The sequence below is a fragment of the Shewanella sp. Shew256 genome (assembly GCF_002196695.1).
Classification (GTDB): domain Bacteria; phylum Pseudomonadota; class Gammaproteobacteria; order Enterobacterales; family Shewanellaceae; genus Shewanella; species Shewanella mangrovisoli.
The window spans coordinates 31,507-51,396 of the sequence record NZ_NAJR01000014.1 but is presented as its reverse complement, the minus strand read 5'-3'; the positions used below and the strand labels follow the sequence as shown (position 1 = coordinate 51,396).

Here is a 19,890-nt window from a genome sequence, read left to right as displayed (position 1 = left end):
GTTAAACCGTGTTTTGTGTGATCAAGCTCAAATTTGAACGGTTATCCTAGCAGTTTATTGCATCTAAACAGCAAGAATTTTGTTGCTAGTTTTATTGATACTTTGGAGTGAGAAGAGAGGATTCGTTGTCTGGGAACTAATAGAATTCTTGTGGAACACTATCATGGGCAGCCACCATCGAATAAGTGGATTTCAAATGGATTCTCATCGACATAAAACAATAAAGCACCTAATTCATATCTAACGGAGAAAGCATTATTCATCATGGCCTCTGGGGCAGATAGGCAATACCATTGGGGTTCATCTCGCAGAGGCTGCTGCCATTCAGTGGTTAATTTTTGTGATTGAGCGATTAATTGCTGTCTTTGCGTTGTATCAGGGAAAAGTTGCTCCAAGGTATAGGACTGTATTTGCTGTCCTTGAGGATTAAAAATGCCAATATCTGGGCCTGTTTCTTCTGCAACATATTTACCTACAGTAATCACAAATCCATTGTCGTTTACTGCAAATTTGGCCGGAGCAAAGCGATAAGGCAGTGGATAGCGCTCGGAAAGCACATATCCAGACTGTTCATTCCAGATAAAAATACTCATCTGTGCTGATTCAGGTTTGTCTAAAGGAAATGAGCCAGAGTGGAGTCGCGCAATTACTCCTCCATCAGGACTAACCATCACAATCGACTTAGGTACAGGCCATGAACTGGCTAGGCTTTGGCTGGAAAAAATCAGTAGCAGCAAGCTCAGTATTCTTAACATAACAACTCCATTTCGCGCCTGTTAGTTGGTTTGCACTAACTTACAGGATTCTCCTTTGTAAATTCAATGACCTCCGAGATAAGTCATTTAGTTGCACAAATCCCTTGATTAAGTACGTCATGAGTGAATTGCTTAAGTCTACTTTCTCAGTAAAGGTGTTATCCAAAAACTTCATTAGTTGACACAATCAACCAATACCGATATTGTTGATACTGTCAACTATATCGAGATGCCATTATGTCAGCCACTTCCCTCGGTGAAACCTTGCACAGATTAGTGCATGCCTACAAAAAACAGCTGCGTGCGGATATTGCCGCGCAGCAGATTGAATTACCTGTCACCCATATTCGGGCGCTCAAGGGGATTTGCCGCCATCCCGAGGCCACGGCGCAGTCTATTGCCCTACGTATGCAGCGGGATAAAGCCCAAATTACGCGGGTGCTCAATGAGCTACAGCAGGGTGGTTATATCCTAAAAGTCGATAATCCTAAGGATGGTCGAAGTCAGTTGTTGAGGCCGACGGCGCAGGGCGAGCAGTTGATGACGCAAATTATTGCCGCCGAAAAAGCCACCGTTGCCCATATGACCCAAGCACTCGATCAGGATGAAATTGCGGTGTTTATCCGTATTGCCAACCAGATCAGCGATAGCGTGGCGGAAAGCTAACAATTGAGTGCCATTTATCTTTTTGGAGTTTTAGTATGAACAGACCCGCTCCGCGCGAATTGACCGTGATAGGTAAAACCCAAGTCACGCCACATATGCTACGTATCACCTTAGGCGGCGCTGGCTTTGCAGGTTTTCCCGCCGATCAAGAAAGCGCCTATATCAAGTTACTGTTTCCGCAGCCGGGGGATGAGAGGCCATTAATGCGCACTTATACCATTCGTCAGCAGCGGACGAATGAAATCGATGTAGACTTTGTTTTGCACGACACCGATGGCCCCGCATCCCGTTGGGCAAAGTCGACCGAGATTGGGGATACCATCCAAATCGGTGGCCCCGGACTGAAAAAACTGATCAATGTGGATGCCGAGTGGTTTTTACTGGCAGGGGATATGACGGCTTTGCCCGCCATCAGCGTGAACTTGGCGCAATTGCCAAGCAATGCCGTGGGTTACGCTGTGATTGAGGTGTTAAGTGAAGCCGATATTCAGCCCTTAGTGCATCCTAGCCATGTGCAATTGCATTGGGTAATTAATCCACAAGCCGACCCAGAAGGTAAGCCCTTAGCCGAATGCATTGCCCAGTTGCCAAAACTGGAAGGGCAAGGCGCAGTATGGCTCGCCTGTGAATTTAGCAGTATGCGCACCCTAAGAAAGCTGCTTAAGCAGACATACGACCTACCGAAAAGCCATTTTTATACATCAAGTTACTGGAAAATCGGCTGTAATGAAGGCGAGCATAAACTGGTAAAACAACAAGATGAGCAGTTAGAGAATGGCGCTCACTAACCGCAGATATGATTGCTAAACAAGCCCGCCAGTATCCATGGCGACCTTGTTTAGCTGAACCGCAGGTTATTGATGCACTAACTTACCGTTTTTAACTACATCTTTGCAGGGATTCACGCCGTAGCTATAGGCGAGTTGCGCCGGGGTGGCTATATCCCATAGACAGAAATCCGCCTGTTTGCCGACCACTAAGCTGCCGACACTCTCTTCAATCCCTAGCGCCTTAGCGGCATTCAATGTTAAACCCGCAAGCGCTTCCTCTGGGGTTAAGCGGAACAGGGTGCAACCCAGGTTCAACATCAGCAGGGTCGAGCAGATGGGCGATGAGCCGGGGTTAAAGTCGCTGGCGAGCACCATAGGCACCGCGTATTGACGCAATAAGTCGATAGGCGGTTTTTGGGTTTCCCGCAAAAAGTAAAACGCGCCCGGTAACAGCACGGCGCAGGTGCCACTTTCACTTAGGGCTTTAACGCCAGCCTCATCCAAATACTCAATATGATCAACCGACTTAGCCCCTAAACGTGCGGCTAATTCAGAGCCGCCCATATTGGATAATTGCTCGGCATGCAGTTTAACTTGCAGGCCAGCCGCCTTGGCGGCGCTCAGCACGCGTTCGGTTTGCTCTAGGTTAAAGGCGATATTTTCACAGAATACATCCACCGCATCGGCGAGATTTTCGGCGATCACCGCAGGCAGCATCTTATTGATAATTAAGTCGACATAACCGTCGCTATTGCCTTTAAACTCGGGCGGCACCGCATGGGCACCGAGGAAGGTGGTCTTCACATCAACATGGTGATGTTGGTCGAGTTCGCGGGCTACGCGTAGGATTTTGAGTTCGGTTTCGGTATCTAGGCCATAGCCAGATTTAATCTCAACCGTGGTAACGCCTTCCTTCGCCAAGGCATTTAAACGCTGGCGCCCGAGGTCAAATAGTTCGGCTTCGTCGGCCTCACGGCAGGCGTTAACTGTGGAAATAATGCCGCCGCCAGCACGGGCGATTTCCTCGTAGGTGGCGCCCTTTAGGCGTAGTTCGAATTCGTTGGCACGATTACCGGCAAAGACCAAATGGGTGTGGGCATCAATCAGCCCTGGAGTGATCCAACCGCCCTTGCCCCTGTAAACAGGAATGGACAACACATCGAAGGCGGGCAGCTCGCTGCGTGGGCCTAACCAGGCAATTTTACCGTCTTTAACTGCGATAGCCGCATTGGTAATTGCGCCGTAAGGTGCTGATATGGAAGGGTCCATTGTTGCTACGTTAACGTCTATCCAAACCTGATCCCAAGACATTGTTATCCCTCGCTGCGTTGGCTTTTTGGCCCAGCAAACTCTTTATTATCGAAAGTTATGTGAGCTAGCTTGTATTTACTTGTATATACAAGCTAGGATTGTAGCCGCAATTTTGAACGTTTGAAAGTGGCTCAGTGTTTTGGTGTGTGAGTACCTACCACGCCAAACCTAGGTAGATTTTATCTTGAGGAAGTGTTTTGGCTACGCCTAAGTTTGCAGAAATTAAGCAATATATCATTGGCTGTATCGAGTCTGGTGAGTGGGAAGAAAATGCCCGTGTCCCCTCGGAAAACCAGCTAGCCGAACTGTTTGTCTGTAGCAGGATGACGGCGCGTCGCGCCTTGACAGAGCTGACAGACAACGGCGTGCTTGAACGTTCACAGGGGCTGGGCACCTTTGTGGCGGGGCGAAAGTCGCAATCCTCCATGTTGGCGATCCGCAATATCGCCGATGAAATCAAAGACCGTGGTCATGGTTACAGTGTGCAGCAGTTAGCACTGAGACAAGTGAATGCCACCGCGCCTATCGCCATTGCACTGGCGCTGGAGCTCGGGACTCCAGTGTTTCATTCGGTGTTAGTGCATTGCGAGCAGGGCGTACCACTGCAAGTTGAGGAGCGTTATGTGAATCCCGCCTTTGCGCCAGACTACCTAGCGCAAGACTTTAGCGAGCAGACACCCCATGAATACCTGTCGCAGGTGGCGCCGCTGACCGAGGCGCACCACACCATCGAAGCCATTATTGCCAGTAGCGAATTGCAGCAGAGGTTAGCCATTCCGGCGACCGAACCCTGTTTACAGATTTCACGCCGCACTTGGTCACGCCAAGGGGTGGTGAGTTTTGCCAAATTAGTACACCCGGGTAGCCGCTTTAAGCTCGGCGGACACCTGACATTTAATAAATAACGTACGCAAACAGAGGTGAAGGCTTATGGCATTCATCCGATGTTTAGCGACAAAAACACAATAAAAACAATAGCACTCAGCCGAATGGCGAGTGAGTTCAACAGGTTGAAAGAGGACATCTCAATGGACAAGCGACACGACCCAAGCCGCCGTATTATTGCGCCCCATGGTAGCCAATTAAGCTGCAAAAGCTGGTTAACCGAAGCGCCAATGCGCATGTTAATGAACAACTTACATCCAGATGTGGCCGAGCGCCCAGAGGATTTAGTGGTTTACGGCGGTATCGGCCGCGCGGCCCGTGACTGGGACTGCTACGACAAGATTATCGAAGTGCTAAAACGCCTCGAAGACGACGAAACCTTAATGGTGCAATCGGGCAAACCTGTAGGCGTATTTCGCACCCACGCGGATGCTCCCCGCGTGCTGATTGCTAACTCTAACCTAGTGCCACATTGGGCAAACTGGGAACACTTCAACGAGTTAGATAAACAAGGCTTGGCCATGTATGGCCAGATGACCGCGGGTTCGTGGATTTATATCGGTACTCAGGGCATTGTCCAAGGCACCTACGAAACCTTCGTAGCCGTGGCAAAACAACACTTTGGCGGCGTGGCTGCCGGTAAGTGGATCCTCACCGGTGGTTTAGGCGGTATGGGCGGCGCGCAAACGCTGGCCGGTACTATGGCTGGTTTCTCTGTGCTTGCCTGTGAAGTGGATGAAACCCGTATCGATTTTCGTCTGCGTACCCGTTATGTGGATAAAAAGGCGACTTCACTAGATGAAGCCTTGGCTATGATTAACGATGCCAATGCCTCGGGCAAACCCGTATCTGTGGGCCTGCTGGCTAACGCCGCCGATATCTTTGCCGAATTAGTGAAGCGTGGCATTACTCCTGATGTCGTCACCGACCAAACCTCTGCCCACGATCCGCTGAACGGCTATTTGCCACAGGGCTGGACCATGGCGCAAGCGGCTGACATGCGTAAAACAGACGAAGCCGCCGTTGTTAAAGCGGCTAAAGCCTCGATGGCGGTACAGGTGCAAGCCATGCTGGATCTGCAAGCGGCAGGCGCGGCGACCTTAGACTATGGTAACAACATTCGCCAAATGGCCTTCGAAACTGGCGTTAAAAACGCATTCGATTTCCCCGGTTTTGTGCCTGCTTATATTCGTCCACTCTTCTGCGAAGGTATCGGCCCGTTCCGTTGGGTGGCCCTATCTGGCGATCCTGAGGATATCTACAAGACCGACGCCAAAGTGAAGGAACTGATCCCCGACAATCCTCATCTGCACAACTGGTTAGACATGGCCCGTGAACGTATCGCCTTCCAAGGTTTGCCAGCGCGTATCTGCTGGGTGGGCTTAAAGGACCGTGCGCGTTTAGCTCAAGCCTTTAACGAGATGGTGAAAAACGGCGAGCTGTCGGCGCCGATCGTCATTGGTCGTGACCACTTAGACTCAGGCTCAGTCGCCAGCCCTAACCGTGAAACTGAATCTATGATGGACGGCTCAGACGCAGTATCTGACTGGCCATTATTGAACGCGCTGCTGAACACTGCCAGCGGCGCCACTTGGGTGTCGCTGCACCACGGTGGTGGTGTCGGCATGGGCTTTAGCCAACACTCGGGTGTGGTGATCGTGTGTGACGGTACTGAGGCCGCCGCTAAACGTGTTGGCCGCGTGCTGTGGAACGACCCTGCGACAGGCGTGATGCGCCATGCGGATGCGGGTTATGAGATCGCGAAAAACTGTGCAAAAGAGCAGGGCTTAGATCTGCCCATGCTTAAAGACTAACTATTCAACAAACCGTGAAAAACAACGACAAGAATACGGATGTAAAAATGAAATCAGTCAATCATTTAGTATTAACGCCTGGCAGTTTAAGTCTGGCGCAACTGCGTGAAATCAGCCGCCATAAGCTGACACTCGAACTGGCGCCAGAGGCAATTACCGAGATCAACACCAGCGCGCAAATCGTGCAAAAGGTGCTGGATGAAGGTCGCACCGTTTACGGCATCAACACGGGTTTTGGTCTGCTAGCCAACACTAAGATTGCCCCGGAAGACCTGCAATTACTGCAACGCTCTATCGTGTTATCCCATGCTGCGGGCACGGGCCAATACATGCAGGACGCCACAGTGCGCCTGATGATGGTGTTAAAGATCAACTCCCTAAGCCGTGGCTTCTCGGGTATCCGTTTAGAAGTGATTAACTTCCTTATCAGCCTAGTGAATGCCGAAGTTTACCCCTGCGTGCCTGAAAAAGGTTCTGTGGGCGCCTCTGGCGACTTAGCGCCGTTAGCCCATATGTGTTTGCCGCTGTTGGGTGAAGGCGAGATGAGCTATCAAGGACAGATTATTTCGGCCGCCGAAGGCTTAGAAATCGCCGGCCTCAAGCCAATCGATTTAGCCGCGAAGGAAGGCTTAGCCCTGCTCAACGGTACTCAGGCTTCTACAGCACTGGCACTAGAAGGCTTGTTCCACGCTGAAGACTTGTTTGCTGCCAGCTCAGTGATTGGCGCCATGAGCGTCGAGGCCGCCATGGGTAGTCGCAGCCCGTTTGACCCACGCATTCATGCGGCCCGTGGTCAGAAAGGACAAATCGATGCGGCCATGGTGTTCCGTCATCTGCTGGGCGAAGAGTCTGAAATCAGTCTAAGCCACCTCAACTGCGAGAAGGTGCAAGACCCTTACTCACTGCGCTGCCAACCACAGGTATTAGGTGCGTGCTTAACTCAAATCCGCCAAGCGGCTGAGGTGTTAGGCACAGAAGCCAACGGCGTGACCGATAACCCGCTGGTATTCCAAGATACTGGCGACATTATCTCCGGCGGTAACTTCCACGCCGAGCCCGTTGCTATGGCAGCCGATAATTTGGCGATTGCGATTGCCGAATTAGGCGCGATTGCAGAGCGTCGAATCGCGCTGCTTATCGACTCTAGCTTGTCTAAACTGCCACCTTTCCTGGTTAAAAACGGCGGGGTGAACTCGGGCTTTATGATCGCCCAAGTGACGGCGGCGGCATTGGCCTCTGAAAACAAAACCTACGCCCATCCAGCATCGGTCGACAGTTTACCAACCTCGGCCAACCAAGAAGACCATGTGTCTATGGCGACCTTCGCTGCCCGTCGTTTACGGGATATGAGCGAAAATACCCGCGGTGTGTTAGCGGTTGAGTTATTGGCAGCCGCCCAAGGCTTGGACTTCCGCGCGCCGTTAATGCCAAGTAAAGCAGTGGCGCAGGCGAAGGCCGAGCTGCGCGAAGTGGTTGCCTATTATGATAAAGACAGATACTTTGCGCCGGATATCGATGCGGCCACGGATCTGCTTTATACCGCCAGCTTCAATGCTTACTTGCCCCTAGGTGTGTTGCCGAGTCTGTAATACGCAGTCTTTGGCACCGATATCCCATCCGCGGGTGAAAAGTGCCGAAGTAAGTGCTCAATAAAGTGAAAGGTATAGCGATTTGCTATGCCTTTTGTCTATCTATGCGGCGATTTCGCTGTTTTTGCACTTTGTACTTTAGGTGTGTTTAACACCGCAGGATGAGTGTTTTTTTATCCAATCTTTACATTGTCAGCTTTGATCGCTGTCTATCCGTCCAAAACCGGTAAGTCTGAGGTGTTTTTAACCATCTCTTATTTCGTTTCGGCTTTAAATTCATACTTTATATAACCGCAACATGCCATTGTGAGACAAAATGGGTCTTGCTTGTTGGACAAAATGTCTTTTGGCATGCTTTGAATTTATATCTTTATTTGTTCATTATTGTTGAAGTTAAAATCTAAATAAGTTTAATTAAATCTAGATTTATAGTTATTTGTTCTGTAGCTAGTGAATTGCGATCTTGATCTCATGTCATTATTTGTTATCTATTTTCACTTTAAGGATAATCTTAAATTAAGTGGGGGCTTTATTGACTCACTCAAACGATTGCAGCGTTACCACTGCAATTACCCAACTCATAACGACAAAAGTGTGAGAGAACGCTATGAACAGACGCCAGTTTTTTAAACTGTGTGCGGCCGGAGCGGCAACCTCAGCGATTTCAGCGCTGGGATTGATGTCCGAAAAGGCCTATGCAGCAGTGCGAGAGTTTAAGCTGATCGGAGCCAAAGAAACCCGTAACAACTGTCCGTATTGCTCGGTTGGTTGTGGCCTGCTGATGTACAGCCAAGGCAGCGGGGGCAAAAACTCTGAGCATGCTATTTTCCATATCGAGGGTGATGCCGATCATCCAGTAAACCGCGGTGCATTGTGCTCTAAGGGTGCTGGCCTTGTGGATTATGTTAACAGTCCACACCGCTTACAGTATCCAGAATATCGCGCCCCCGGCAGCAACAAGTGGGAACGGATCAGCTGGCATGATGCCTTTAAACGTATTGCTCGTTTAATGAAAGATGACCGTGATGCGAACCTGATTGAGAAAAACGCCGATGGCGTAACGGTTAACCGTTGGTTAACTACAGGGATGATGACCTCATCCGGTATGGCCAATGAAAGTGGCTTAGCGACCCAAAAATTTGCGCGCGCTTTAGGCCTAGTGGCTATCGATACTATTGCACGTAACTGACACTCCCCAACGGTAGCAAGTCTTGCTCCAACATTTGGGCGCGGTGCCATGACCAACCACTGGATCGATATTAAAAATTCTAACGTAGTGATTATTATGGGCGGTAATGCCGCAGAAGCTCACCCTGTCGGATTCGGCTGGGTTACAGAAGCTATGCAGCATAACAATGCTAAGTTGATTGTGGTTGACCCACGTTTCAACCGCAGTGCGTCATTGGCAGATCACTATGCCCCAATCCGCTCAGGAACTGACATAGCATTCCTTCTGGGTGTGATTCGCTATTTGATTTCGACCAATCAAGTTAACTTCGATTATGTGAAAGCCTATACCAACGCCAGTTATCTGGTGCGGGATGATTTTGACTTCCATGACGGCCTATTCTCAGGCTTTGATGAAGCAAAAGGCGAGTACAACAAAGAATCCTGGTTCTACCAACTCGACGAAGACGGTTATGCCAAAGTGGATGAAACACTTGAGCACCCGCGTTGTGTGTGGAACTTACTCAAACAACACGTAGAACGTTATGATTTTGCAACGGTAAGTAATATCACTGGTACGCCAACAGCGGACTACCAAGTGGTATGTGACGCCATTGCGAGCACTCATACTAAAGACCGTGTGGCAACCTTTATGTATGCGCTGGGCTGGACCCACCATAGTAAAGGTGCACAGAACATCCGTTCTATGGCGATGATCCAGTTATTACTGGGCAACATTGGTCAGTTAGGCGGTGGTGTTAACGCATTGCGCGGTCACGCCAACGTGCAAGGTTCAACCGACATGGGGCTATTGGCCCAAAGTTTACCCGGTTACCTTAAACTGCCAAACGATAAAGAACCGACCTTAGCGGCTCACTTGGCGGCGAACACGCCTAAGCCATTGCGCCCAGGTCAAACCAACTACTGGCAAAATTATCCGAAGTTTTATGTGTCCCTGCTCAAAGCCTTCTGGGGTGAAAACGCGACGCCTGAAAACGAGTTCGGTTATCAGTGGTTACCTAAGTGGGATCAGATGTATGACTTCGGTAAGCATCTGGACATGATGTACCGTGGCAAAGTGAACGGTTGCATCGTGCAAGGGGTTAACGCCATTAACTCTATGCCTAACCGCAACAAGAACATCAAGGCGCTGAGTAACCTTAAGTACTTAGTCGTGCTTGATAACTTGTCATCGGAAACCGCCACCTTCTGGCAAAACGAACCCGGTTTCAACGAGGTCGACACCACCAGCATTCAAACCGAGGTCTTCCGCCTACCTGCGACCGTGTTCGCAGAGGAAGAAGGTTCGATCGTTAACTCTGGCCGCTGGATGCAATGGCACTATAAAGGGGCTAATCCTCCAGGCGAAGCGATGTCGGACTCAGAGATTGTCTCTGGTTTGCTGCAGGAGTTGAAACAGCTCTATCGCGAAGAGGGCGGCAAACTGCCCGAGCCGATTGAAGCGATTAACTGGAACTATATCGATCCGCACAACCCAAGCTCTATCGAACTGACGAAAGAGTTGAATGGTTACGATGTCGCGACCAAGCGTCAGATCAGCAGCTTTGCTGAACTGAAGGCCGATGGCAGTACCGCGAGTGCCTGTTGGATTTACGCGGGGTCTTGGACCGAAGCCGGTAACCAAATGGCTCGCCGCGATAACCATGACCCATCGGGTAAAGGTATTACGCCAGGCTGGGCCTTCGCATGGCCGCTCAACCGCCGCGTCCTCTACAACCGTGCCTCTTGCGATGTGAACGGTAAACCTTGGGATGAGCACCGTAAGATTGTCGAGTGGAAAGACGGCAAGTGGGAAGGGATAGACGTGCCCGACTTCAATGCCAAGTTGAATCCACAGGAAAGTGCGCATCCTTTCATTATGCAGGCTGACGGCGTGGGTCGTTTCTTCGCGCTCAAACTACTGAAAGAAGGACCGTTCCCAGAGCATTACGAACCTGTCGAATCGCCTATCGGCACCAACCCTCTGCATCCGAATGTGGTGCACAGCCCTGTGCTGCGTTGGTTCGAAGGGGTGAAAGACACTATCGGTACTAAAGAGGAATATCCCTACGCCTGTACCACTTACTCACTCACAGAACACTTTAACTTCTGGACGACACACTGCCGTTTAGCGGCGATTGCCATGCCAGAGACCTTTGTGGAAATGAATGAGCAATTGGCGGCAGAAAAAGGGATTAAGAATGGTGATTGGGTGAAAGTGAGCTCGAAACGTGGCCACATTCTCACCAAAGCCTTAGTGACTAAGCGTATGCGCCCATTGCAGGTCAATGGTCAAACGGTACACACACTCGGTATTCCACGTCACGGTAGCCATAACGCGCTAACACGTAAGGCCTATAGCTGTAACGTCCTTACCACTGAGATGGGTGATGCCAACACGGGTGTGCCTGAGTACAAAGCGTTCCTCGTGAATGTTGAAAAGGCGGAGGTCTGATAATGGCGACTCAAGATATCATTCAACGTTCCGGCACTTCGCAAGCGACTCCTCCTGCACAGGCGAGAGTCGGTGGCGTGAAGCAAATTGCGAAGCTGTTTGACGCGACTAAGTGTAATGGTTGTAAAGCCTGTCAGGTCGCTTGCTCTGAATGGAATGACCTGCGTGAAGAGGTGGGTTCGTTCCAAGGGACTTATCAAAACCCAGCATCTCTGTCGCCAGAGTGCTGGACCCTGATGAAGTACAACGAGATCGAAGACCAAGGCAAATTACGTTGGCAGTTTACCCACAGTGCTTGTATGCACTGTGCGGATCCCGCCTGCTTAAAGGCCTGCTCTACCTCTGGCGCGATTATTCAACATGCCAATGGCACTGTGGATTTCGATTCGGACAAATGTATTGGCTGCGGCTATTGTGCCAGTGCCTGTCCATTCGATATCCCGAAGATCAGCGCCGTCGACAACAAAGCCTACAAGTGCACTATGTGCTCTGACCGCTTGGCTGTTGGGCTGGAGCCTTCCTGCGTTAAGTCCTGTACCACGGGTGCGCTGCGTTTTGGCACGCGCGAAGACATGCTGTTCTACTCAGAAAAGCGTGTTAACGAGCTGAAAGAACGTGGTTTTGCTAAGGCGGGACTCTACAACCCTGAAGGTGTCGGTGGCACAGGCATGCTGATGATATTGCACGATGTTACTCAGCCTGAAACCTACGAAATGCCAAAGGATCCGCAAATCCCATTATCTGTCACCCTGTGGCAGGACTGGGTGAAACCACTGGGTACTGTCGGACTTCTTGCGACGGCGGCTGTGGCCTGCCTGCATAAGATCACCGTCGGTCGCAACATAGTGGAAGAGGACCAACCCGGCTATCAGCCGCCAGAGGACAAGGCGCAAGCGGAAGAGGAGGCCAAGAAATGAGCAAGCATAACAAGCAAGAAATGGTAGTGCGTCACAAACTGTTCGACCGCATCTGTCATTGGTTCATTGTGGCCGTGGGGCTAGTCACCTTTCTGACGGGCTTTTCCTTCTTCTATCCCTCCTTCCAATGGTTGGGCGCGATAGCGGGCACGCCGCAATTGGCGAAGTTTATTCACCCAATTGCCGGCCTGATGATGTGTTTACCGCTGATGTTGATGTTGGTGCGTTATTACCACCACAACAAATGGGAAAAACACGATCTGGCTTGGATGCTCGCCATCAAGGACGTGATGTTCGAGAACGAGGACAAAATCCCGCCTATCGGCCATTACAACCCTGGCCAAAAAGTGCTGTTCCGTGCCTTTGTGCTGACGTCTATCACCTTAACCGTGACGGGATTCATCATGTGGCAACCCTACTTTGCACCTTACTTCTCGGCCACTGTAGTGGGCTGGGCGATCGTGCTGCATGCCATTTGTGCTCTGATCATGCTGATGTTTGTGATGGTGCACTTTTGGATGGCGACCTGGGTGGAAGGTTCTATCACAGGCATGCTTTACGGCAAGGTCTCAAAGGCTTGGTGCCGTAAACATCATCCGCTGATGTTGGATGAACATTCGGACGTGGAGAAACATTAATGAGTCATACAGCCGAGATACCTATGGTCCCCGGCAGCGAATCGCCGCTGGAGCTTAAACCCTTAAAGGCGGTGGACCCTAAAACTGTGTATCACAGACGGGCGCAGCGTTTGTTGTCGTTGGCCAAGGACTCGCCGCTGGCCGACTACTTTGAGCTATGCCGCCGTGTGGTTGCGATTCAGGCCAGATTGGCGGCGGAGGCTGACTTCGGTCAGCTTCTCGCTTGGGGGAAAGATGAAGCGATTCCGCTTTCCCACTTGGGTTCAGAGGCAGATAGCTACTGGCAAGGACTGCTACAACAACTGTTAAGCGATCTGCTGCCGCAGGTGGATGAGGATATGGCGCGAGTGCTGCGTTTGTTGATGCAGCAATCCCCAGAGCAACTCACCTCCTGGGGCAGTGCACTGCGTCAGGGACATATGAGCGAAGTGCCCGCGCGCTTCAGTTTGTTTATCTGGGCGGCGATGGGGGTCTACTGGTCCCATTGGGCACCTATGGTGATTAAACGGATTGATCAACGCAAAGTCGTGCAGCAGAACCTATGCCCAATTTGCGGCTGTCATCCCGTGGCGAGCGTGATCGTTGACCAGCCGCGAGCGGGTCTGCGTTATCTGCATTGCAGTTTGTGCGAGAGCGAATGGCACTACATTCGCGCCCATTGCACTAGCTGCGGTCAGGATAAAGGGACGACGCTCTGGTCATTTGATGATGCCAAGGCGCAGGTGCGTATCGAGAGCTGCGACGAATGCCATGGTTACACCAAGATGCTGTTCGTCGAAAAGTCACCGCTGATGGATGTGGCGGCCGACGACTTAGCGACCCTGATGCTCGACAGTGAGCTAAATACCAAGGGCTTTGGAGCGACCACGGTCAATCCATTGCTACTGGCCCACGAAACTGAGCAATAACCAAAGTCGGGAAGGGCTCGTCGAGTCCTTCCCCTTATATTTATCAAGATGATACAAATGATGACCCAAGTACCCGATACACCCCAAGCCCTGTACCGCGCACTGCCGTCGATGGACAGCCTGCTCGCCGATGCGGCGTTAGCCCCTTTGCTGCAACGCTATGGTAAAGCGGCAGTAAAAGCGGCGCTGGATAGCCAGTTACGCACGGCGCGTGAGCTGATTGCTCAGGAGCGACGTTTACCCGCTTGGTGTGCTAATCCGTCGTTACTGAGCGGATATTTGGTTGATCAATTGTCTAAGGACTATAGCCATAGTCTTAAGCCCGTGTGGAATCTCACGGGAACCATCCTGCATACCAATCTTGGCCGTGCCCAGCAGTCTGAGGCGGCCATTCGGGCGGTGACCTCTGTGATGCGATATCCCACGCCGCTGGAGTTTGAATTAGCCGCCGGTGAGCGCGGCCATCGAGATAATGCCATTAGTGGATTAATCCAGCGCCTAACAGGAGCTGAAGCCTGCTGCGTGGTGAATAACAACGCCGCCGCTGTGCTGCTGATGTTGTCGGCGGTCGCGGCGGGCAAAGAAGTGATCGTCTCCCGCGGCGAGCTGGTGGAAATCGGCGGCGCCTTTCGCATTCCAGACATTATGCGCCAAGCGGGCTGCACCTTAGTGGAAGTCGGCAGCACTAATCGTACTCACCTCAAGGACTATGAGCAGGCGATAACCGAAAATACCGCCGCCATCATGAAGGTGCACACCAGTAACTACCATATCAGTGGTTTTACTGCCTCGGTGGATGAGGCCAGATTGGGCCAACTCTGCCGCGAGCGTGGGGTCGCGCTGATCTCGGATCTTGGCAGTGGTTCACTCACCGACTTACGCCGTTTTGGCCTAAAACAAGAGCCAACACCCCAAGCTATGCTGGCGGATGGGGTCGATTTGGTTAGCTTTTCCGGCGATAAACTTCTTGGCGGCCCGCAATCAGGATTGATTGTCGGCAAACAGGCGCTAATTAATAAGCTTCAAAGTCATCCACTAAAGCGTGCATTGCGTTGCGACAAGCTGATTCTCGCGGCGCTTGAGGCTACGCTGATCCACTATCTCAACCCCGAAACCTTGGATCGGGAACTGCCGATTATGGCTAAATTTGCCCGCAGCCAAGCTGAGTTGCGCCAAATCGGTGAGCGGTTACAGCGCGCCTTAGCGCCGCTGTTTGCCCCGAGCTATGGCATTGAATTAGTGGAGTGCCAGACCCAAGTCGGCAGCGGCTCGCAGCCAGACACCTTTTTACCTTCAATCGCCCTGTGCTTTAACGCGCAAGAGGGCGGCAGTTTAACGTTGCTCGAGCAGCATTTTAAGCAGGCGCAGCGGCCTGTGATTGGCCGTATGACCCAAGATCAACTTCGTCTCGACCTGCGCGGTATCGATGATGAGGCCGAATTGTTAGCCGAACTCAGCACCTTAGGTGTGCAGCTATGATTACGGTCACCGCTGGCCATGTCGACCACGGCAAGAGCACGCTGATCCGTGCCTTGACGGGTATGAACACTGACAGGCTCCCCGAAGAAAAACGCCGTGGCATGACCATCGATCTCGGTTACGCCTTTATGCCACTGCGGGATGGTACTCGCTTAGCCTTTATCGATGTGCCTGGCCACGAAAAATTTATCAATAACATGCTGGTGGGCGTGAGCCATGTGCGCCACGCGCTGCTGGTGTTGGCCTGTGACGACGGCGTGATGCCGCAAACCCGCGAGCATCTGCAAATCCTCGCGCTGTTACCGCTCAATAGTTTGACCTTAGTGCTGACCAAACGGGATCTGGTCGATGACCAAACCGCCGCCAAGTTGACTCTAGAAGGAAAAGCGCTGCTTGCCGAATACGGTATCGAGGCCAGTGGTGTGTTTGAGGTCTGTGCGAATGATGCAGGCGATGCGGGGTTAGACACCCTTAAACAACATATTTTGGATATTGCCGAGCAGCAATCGACCCAACCGGAAGATGCCAGCAGCTTTAGGATGACGCTCGATCGCGCCTTTAGCGTTAAAGGTGCTGGCTGTGTGGTCACTGGCACTGTGATTAGCGGCAGTGTGTGTATAGGCGATAGCCTCTACAGCTCTGGGCAAAAAGCGAAATTACGGGTGCGCGGCATTCATTGCCAAGGGATGGAAGTCCACAGAGCCTTAAGTGGCACTCGGATCGCCTTAAATCTTACTGGCGTTGATAACCATAGGGCGCCCGCCCGCGGTGACTGGTTAAGCAGCCTGCCTCAGGCTGAGCTGTGCGGCAGACCCGTAGTGCAAATTCGCAGTTTCGAACCCTTAACCCATTGGCAAAATGTGCATTGTCACCACGGCGCCGACCATACCCTAGGGCGAGTATCGCTTCTGGATGAAGCCGATGAGCTGGGGCGTTATCTGGCCGAAATTGTGCTCGATAAGCCATTGCTGCTATGTCAGGACGACCCAATAGTGCTCAGGCATATTGGCGGCAAGCAAACGCTGGGCGCTGGGCGAGTGCTGGCATTAAAAGTCCCCAATCGTAAGAAGCGCACGCCGGAGCGTGTCAGCAAGTTGCAACAGCTGGCCCAGCTCTCCAACCCAGTGAATGTGCTGGCGCTACTCGGTCAGAGTGAGGCGCTCAGTATCGATGAAATCCGTTGGCGCTGGCAGCTAACCGATGAAGGGCTGGCTGCCATGCTGGCGCAGGCGGGGCTGACTCGCCTCGGAGCCTATGGGCTATCGACTCAGTTACTTGAGCAAGAAAAACAGCAGTTTATCGATCTGTTACGTGAGTATCACCAACAGCATCCCGACCAATTAGGGCTGGGGCGTAATCGCCTGCAACGCATGAGCCACAGCGTATTGCCCAGCGAGCTTGCTAATAAGGTGCTCGACAGTCTCTGCCAAGAAGGGCTGATGGTGCTGCGCGGCGCCTTGCTGCAGCTGGCGGATCACAGGATTGTCCTCGATAGCGAGGCGCAGCAATGCTGGCAACGCTTGGCCCCTTGGTTGGCGCTGCAAACCTCGCCCGTGTGGGTGACTGAGATGGTTGAATATCTCGAACTCGAGCCCGCCAAACTCAGGTTGCTGTGCTTTCAATTGGTGCAACAGGGCTTTATTACCGCCGTGGTGAAGGACAGATATCTGCTGAGCGAGCAGTTGTGCCACTACGCCAATCTGGTGCGAGCGCATGTGGAAATCCACGGCAAGCTCGAAACCGCAGAGTTTAAGGACCTGATTGGCCTAGGCCGTAAGGTCAGTATTCAGCTGTTGGAGTTTTTTGACCGCAGTGGTTTTACCCGTAGGAAATATCGCAGTAACAGTCGGGAGATCCGGGATGGGGAACTGTTTTATTCCCATGAGAATTGGCGGAAGAACATAGGAGTCGAACCTACCCAGGACTGCTGGCAGCCCTACCCGGATTTGAAGTCCGGACGCCTCACCGGAGACGACGTTCTTCCAATAGAAGACAAACCGATAGTAGAAAATGCTTAAACCTGAATCAAGCGCATTCGTATTTCGTTAGTCGCTTTGTGACTTGAGTCGAAATTTGTTAGCAAACAAATTGTTTTTATTTGAATTAATGAGTTTAGAGGGTCGCTATGGAATATCATTCACACGCAGTGGTTACTGAGAGAAAAGTGACCCTTTTAGAGCAGGGGCAGGCATCCGAGTTAACCGATTATGTGGCTAACGAGGTGCGAGTGGCGCTGGTGTATAACGGCATCGCCCACACTGTAATGCTCGCCAGCCCAGAAAATCTCGAAGAGTTCGCCATTGGCTTTACCCTGTCGGAGCGGATTGTTTCCCATGTGAATGAAATCAAAGGGGTGGATCTCGAGTTCACCCCCGAAGGCGTGCTCATTCAGGTGGAAATCACCCAAAGATGCTTTATGGAGCTTAAGCAGCAACGGCGCAATATGGCAGGGCGTACTGGCTGTGGCCTTTGTGGTGTGGCGCAGTTGGAGGAAGCGGTTAAACCCGTTATCCGCGTGGACTCGGACGCCAGATTTAATATCGATCATCTGCAGCTCGCCTTAGAGCAGATCAAAGAGAATCAACATCACTTTAAGCTCACGGGGGCCACTCACGCCGCCATGGGCTTAGATGCGGAAGGACAAATCATTGCCGCCTTTGAGGACATAGGCCGGCACATCGCACTGGATAAATTAATCGGTGGGTTTTCAATGCGTAAGGCAGAGCGACCTGTCGCTGTGTTGCTCACTAGCCGCGCCAGTTTTGAAATGGTGCAAAAGGCCGCCAGTGCCAATATCCAAATTCTGTTTGCTATGTCCGCCGTGACTTCACTGGCGTTGGAATTAGCAGAGAAAAGCAACATCACGCTTATCGGTTTTTGCCGTAATGGCAGAGCCACGCTCTACACCCATAGTTATCGGTTATCGGGAGTAAATCGTGGTTGTCTAGCGAAAGCCATCTAAAGCGTGTCGCCACACAATTAAGATTCTTTAACGCCTTATTTTTAAGGGATGGTGCCTTGCTTGTGTGGCAACGGGTATAAGCCTTGTGCTTATTTTTTTATAGTCTCGTTCATTAGGGTAATGACATGACATGGCAAGAATTTAAACAACAATATTTAGTCCGTTTTTGGGCTCCTATGCCTGCGGTTATCGCCGCCGGTATCCTTTCTACTTACTATTTTGGGTTAACTGGCACTTTTTGGGCTGTTACGGGGGAATTTACGCGCTGGGGCGGGCACTTACTGCAACTGGTCGGTGCTAATCCTGAGACTTGGGGTTATTTCAAAGTGATAGGTTTACAGGGCTCTCCCTTAGACCGCATCGACGGCATGATGATCATCGGCATGTTTGGTGGTTGTATTGCGGCGGCGCTGTGGGCGAATAACGTTAAGCTGCGTATGCCACAGAGCCGTATCCGCATCGCTCAGGCGTTAATTGGCGGCATTATTGCGGGCTTTGGTGCGCGTTTGGCGATGGGCTGTAACTTAGCGGCCTTCTTCACTGGTATTCCGCAGTTTTCCTTACATGCGTGGTTTTTTGCTCTGGCGACGGCGGCGGGTTCTTACTTTGGTGCGCGCTTTACGCTACTGCCTATGTTTCGCATTCCAGTGAAATTGAAGAAAGTCGATAAGGCGACTTCGGTTAAACAGGATGAAAACCAAGCCAGACGGCGTTTTCGCATTGGCATGTTAGTGTTTGCGGCCATTATCGGTTGGGGATTACTGACGATGTTCAACGCGCCTAAGCTGGGTATCGCTATGCTCTGCGGTGTGGGTTTTGGCCTACTGATTGAGCGTGCGCAAATCTGCTTTACCTCGGCATTTCGCGATATGTGGATCACCGGACGCACCCATATGGCCAAGGCGATTATTCTCGGTATGGCGGTGAGTGCCATCGGGATTTATAGCTATGTGCAATTAGGTGTGCCGCCAAAAATTATGTGGGCTGGCCCGAATGCGGTGATTGGTGGCCTGCTGTTTGGCTTTGGCATTGTACTGGCGGGCGGATGTGAGACGGGTTGGATGTACCGCGCCGTCGAAGGCCAAGTGCATTTCTGGTGGGTTGGTTTAGGTAACGTACTGGGTTCAACCCTGCTGGCCTATTACTGGGATGATTTAGCCCAGCCATTAGCCACAAGTTGGGACAAGGTTAACTTGCTCTCTAGCTTTGGTGATAAGGGCGGTTTATTGCTGACCTATCTGCTGCTGGCGCTGTCGTTTGCGGCCATGTTGCTGTGGGAAAAACGTTTCTTTGCCCGTAAGGCGAAGCGGGATGAACAACTGATCGCGGAGGCGGCTTAATGAGTCAATATATTCCAGATTATCAACTCGATATGGTGGGCGAGCCTTGCCCTTATCCTGCAGTGGCAACCCTTGAGGCCATGCCAACGCTGAAACCGGGGGAGATATTAGAAGTGATCAGCGACTGCCCACAATCAATCAATAACATTCCACTCGATGCCAAGAATCATGGCTATAAAGTGCTAGAGATTGAGCAAAATGGGCCAACGATCCGTTATCTGATCCTGCGCTGAG

Annotated in this window: 15 protein-coding genes, 1 tRNA gene and 1 pseudogene; 14 read left to right on the top strand and 3 right to left on the bottom strand. The window is 51.5% G+C overall.

The window, feature by feature from the left end:
- Window positions 1-161: 161 nt before the first annotated feature.
- The gene (locus B5P39_RS20000; protein ID WP_088212718.1) at window positions 162-755 is read right to left on the bottom strand and encodes a hypothetical protein; all 594 of its coding nucleotides are present in this window, start codon (window positions 753-755) and stop codon (window positions 162-164) included.
- Window positions 756-992: 237 nt separating this feature from the next.
- Here B5P39_RS20000 and B5P39_RS19995 point away from each other — a divergent pair, with 237 nt between their 5' ends.
- Both B5P39_RS19995 and B5P39_RS19990 read left to right on the top strand, forming a co-directional pair.
- On the top strand, window positions 993-1,421 hold the full coding sequence (locus B5P39_RS19995; protein ID WP_088212717.1) for a MarR family winged helix-turn-helix transcriptional regulator: 429 nt from the start codon (window positions 993-995) through the stop codon (window positions 1,419-1,421).
- Window positions 1,422-1,456: 35 nt separating this feature from the next.
- Entirely contained in the window at window positions 1,457-2,209 is a 753-nt protein-coding gene (locus B5P39_RS19990; protein ID WP_088212716.1) for a siderophore-interacting protein, read from the top strand.
- Window positions 2,210-2,275: 66 nt separating this feature from the next.
- On the opposite strand, the gene hutI is transcribed toward B5P39_RS19990, so the two are convergent.
- Window positions 2,276-3,502 carry an imidazolonepropionase gene (gene hutI / locus B5P39_RS19985; RefSeq protein ID WP_088212715.1) on the bottom strand — a complete coding sequence of 409 codons (1,227 nt, stop codon included), beginning with the start codon at window positions 3,500-3,502 and terminating at the stop codon, window positions 2,276-2,278.
- Between the two features lie 197 nt (window positions 3,503-3,699).
- Between hutI and hutC the strand changes: the two genes are divergently transcribed.
- The 9 genes and pseudogenes from hutC to selB all read left to right on the top strand — a co-directional run.
- Window positions 3,700-4,407, top strand: a complete 708-nt coding sequence (gene hutC / locus B5P39_RS19980; protein WP_088212714.1) for a histidine utilization repressor — start codon at window positions 3,700-3,702, stop codon at window positions 4,405-4,407.
- A 123-nt stretch (window positions 4,408-4,530) separates the two neighbouring features.
- Window positions 4,531-6,201, top strand: coding sequence for a urocanate hydratase (gene hutU / locus B5P39_RS19975; RefSeq protein ID WP_011620933.1), 1,671 nt, complete (start codon window positions 4,531-4,533; stop codon window positions 6,199-6,201).
- 47 nt (window positions 6,202-6,248) lie between these two features.
- Window positions 6,249-7,790, top strand: coding sequence for a histidine ammonia-lyase (hutH, locus tag B5P39_RS19970; protein ID WP_088212713.1), 1,542 nt, complete (start codon window positions 6,249-6,251; stop codon window positions 7,788-7,790).
- A 607-nt stretch (window positions 7,791-8,397) separates the two neighbouring features.
- Complete coding sequence (fdnG, locus tag B5P39_RS19965; protein ID WP_088212712.1) at window positions 8,398-11,412, top strand: formate dehydrogenase-N subunit alpha; 3,015 nt, start codon at window positions 8,398-8,400, stop codon at window positions 11,410-11,412.
- A gap of 2 nt (window positions 11,413-11,414) precedes the next feature.
- Window positions 11,415-12,329, top strand: coding sequence for a formate dehydrogenase subunit beta (fdxH, locus tag B5P39_RS19960; RefSeq protein WP_088212711.1), 915 nt, complete (start codon window positions 11,415-11,417; stop codon window positions 12,327-12,329).
- Window positions 12,326-12,967, top strand: coding sequence for a formate dehydrogenase subunit gamma (locus B5P39_RS19955; RefSeq protein WP_011620938.1), 642 nt, complete (start codon window positions 12,326-12,328; stop codon window positions 12,965-12,967). The genes fdxH and B5P39_RS19955 overlap by 4 nt, the downstream gene beginning before the upstream one ends.
- Entirely contained in the window at window positions 12,967-13,875 is a 909-nt protein-coding gene (gene fdhE, locus B5P39_RS19950; protein WP_088212710.1) for a formate dehydrogenase accessory protein FdhE, read from the top strand. The genes B5P39_RS19955 and fdhE overlap by 1 nt, the downstream gene beginning before the upstream one ends.
- Window positions 13,876-13,932: 57 nt before the next feature.
- A complete protein-coding gene (gene selA, locus B5P39_RS19945) occupies window positions 13,933-15,354 on the top strand; it encodes an L-seryl-tRNA(Sec) selenium transferase (RefSeq protein ID WP_088212709.1) in 1,422 nt (473 codons plus the stop codon).
- Window positions 15,351-17,174 (top strand): annotated as a pseudogene (selB, locus tag B5P39_RS25190) (selenocysteine-specific translation elongation factor); the annotation flags it as partial. The gene selA and the pseudogene selB, both read left to right, overlap by 4 nt.
- A gap of 69 nt (window positions 17,175-17,243) precedes the next feature.
- Here selB and B5P39_RS24765 read toward each other — a convergent pair.
- Window positions 17,244-17,338, bottom strand: a tRNA-Sec gene (locus B5P39_RS24765).
- Between the two features lie 141 nt (window positions 17,339-17,479).
- On the opposite strand from B5P39_RS24765, the gene fdhD reads away from it, so the two are divergent.
- The 3 genes from fdhD (at window position 17,480) to yedF (ending at window position 19,889) form a co-directional block, all read left to right on the top strand.
- The gene (fdhD, locus tag B5P39_RS19935) at window positions 17,480-18,316 is read left to right on the top strand and encodes a formate dehydrogenase accessory sulfurtransferase FdhD (protein ID WP_011715382.1); all 837 of its coding nucleotides are present in this window, start codon (window positions 17,480-17,482) and stop codon (window positions 18,314-18,316) included.
- Window positions 18,317-18,441: 125 nt separating this feature from the next.
- Window positions 18,442-19,656, top strand: coding sequence for a selenium metabolism membrane protein YedE/FdhT (yedE, locus tag B5P39_RS19930; protein WP_011715383.1), 1,215 nt, complete (start codon window positions 18,442-18,444; stop codon window positions 19,654-19,656).
- Entirely contained in the window at window positions 19,656-19,889 is a 234-nt protein-coding gene (yedF, locus tag B5P39_RS19925) for a sulfurtransferase-like selenium metabolism protein YedF (RefSeq protein WP_088212707.1), read from the top strand. Before yedE ends, yedF begins: the two co-directional genes overlap by 1 nt.
- Window position 19,890: the final 1 nt, after the last annotated feature.

What these genes read in the sequence shown, in the direction of transcription:
- B5P39_RS20000 (WP_088212718.1), bottom strand. Translation starts at nt 755, where the DNA reads ATGTTAAGAATACTGAGCTTGCTGCTACTGATTTTTTCCAGCCAAAGC.
- B5P39_RS19995 (WP_088212717.1), top strand. Translation starts at nt 993, where the DNA reads ATGTCAGCCACTTCCCTCGGTGAAACCTTGCACAGATTAGTGCATGCC.
- B5P39_RS19990 (WP_088212716.1), top strand. Translation starts at nt 1,457, where the DNA reads ATGAACAGACCCGCTCCGCGCGAATTGACCGTGATAGGTAAAACCCAA.
- hutI (WP_088212715.1), bottom strand. Translation starts at nt 3,502, where the DNA reads ATGTCTTGGGATCAGGTTTGGATAGACGTTAACGTAGCAACAATGGAC.
- hutU (WP_011620933.1), top strand. Translation starts at nt 4,531, where the DNA reads ATGGACAAGCGACACGACCCAAGCCGCCGTATTATTGCGCCCCATGGT.
- hutH (WP_088212713.1), top strand. Translation starts at nt 6,249, where the DNA reads ATGAAATCAGTCAATCATTTAGTATTAACGCCTGGCAGTTTAAGTCTG.
- fdxH (WP_088212711.1), top strand. Translation starts at nt 11,415, where the DNA reads ATGGCGACTCAAGATATCATTCAACGTTCCGGCACTTCGCAAGCGACT.
- B5P39_RS19955 (WP_011620938.1), top strand. Translation starts at nt 12,326, where the DNA reads ATGAGCAAGCATAACAAGCAAGAAATGGTAGTGCGTCACAAACTGTTC.
- fdhE (WP_088212710.1), top strand. Translation starts at nt 12,967, where the DNA reads ATGAGTCATACAGCCGAGATACCTATGGTCCCCGGCAGCGAATCGCCG.
- selA (WP_088212709.1), top strand. Translation starts at nt 13,933, where the DNA reads ATGATGACCCAAGTACCCGATACACCCCAAGCCCTGTACCGCGCACTG.
- fdhD (WP_011715382.1), top strand. Translation starts at nt 17,480, where the DNA reads ATGGAATATCATTCACACGCAGTGGTTACTGAGAGAAAAGTGACCCTT.
- yedE (WP_011715383.1), top strand. Translation starts at nt 18,442, where the DNA reads ATGACATGGCAAGAATTTAAACAACAATATTTAGTCCGTTTTTGGGCT.
- yedF (WP_088212707.1), top strand. Translation starts at nt 19,656, where the DNA reads ATGAGTCAATATATTCCAGATTATCAACTCGATATGGTGGGCGAGCCT.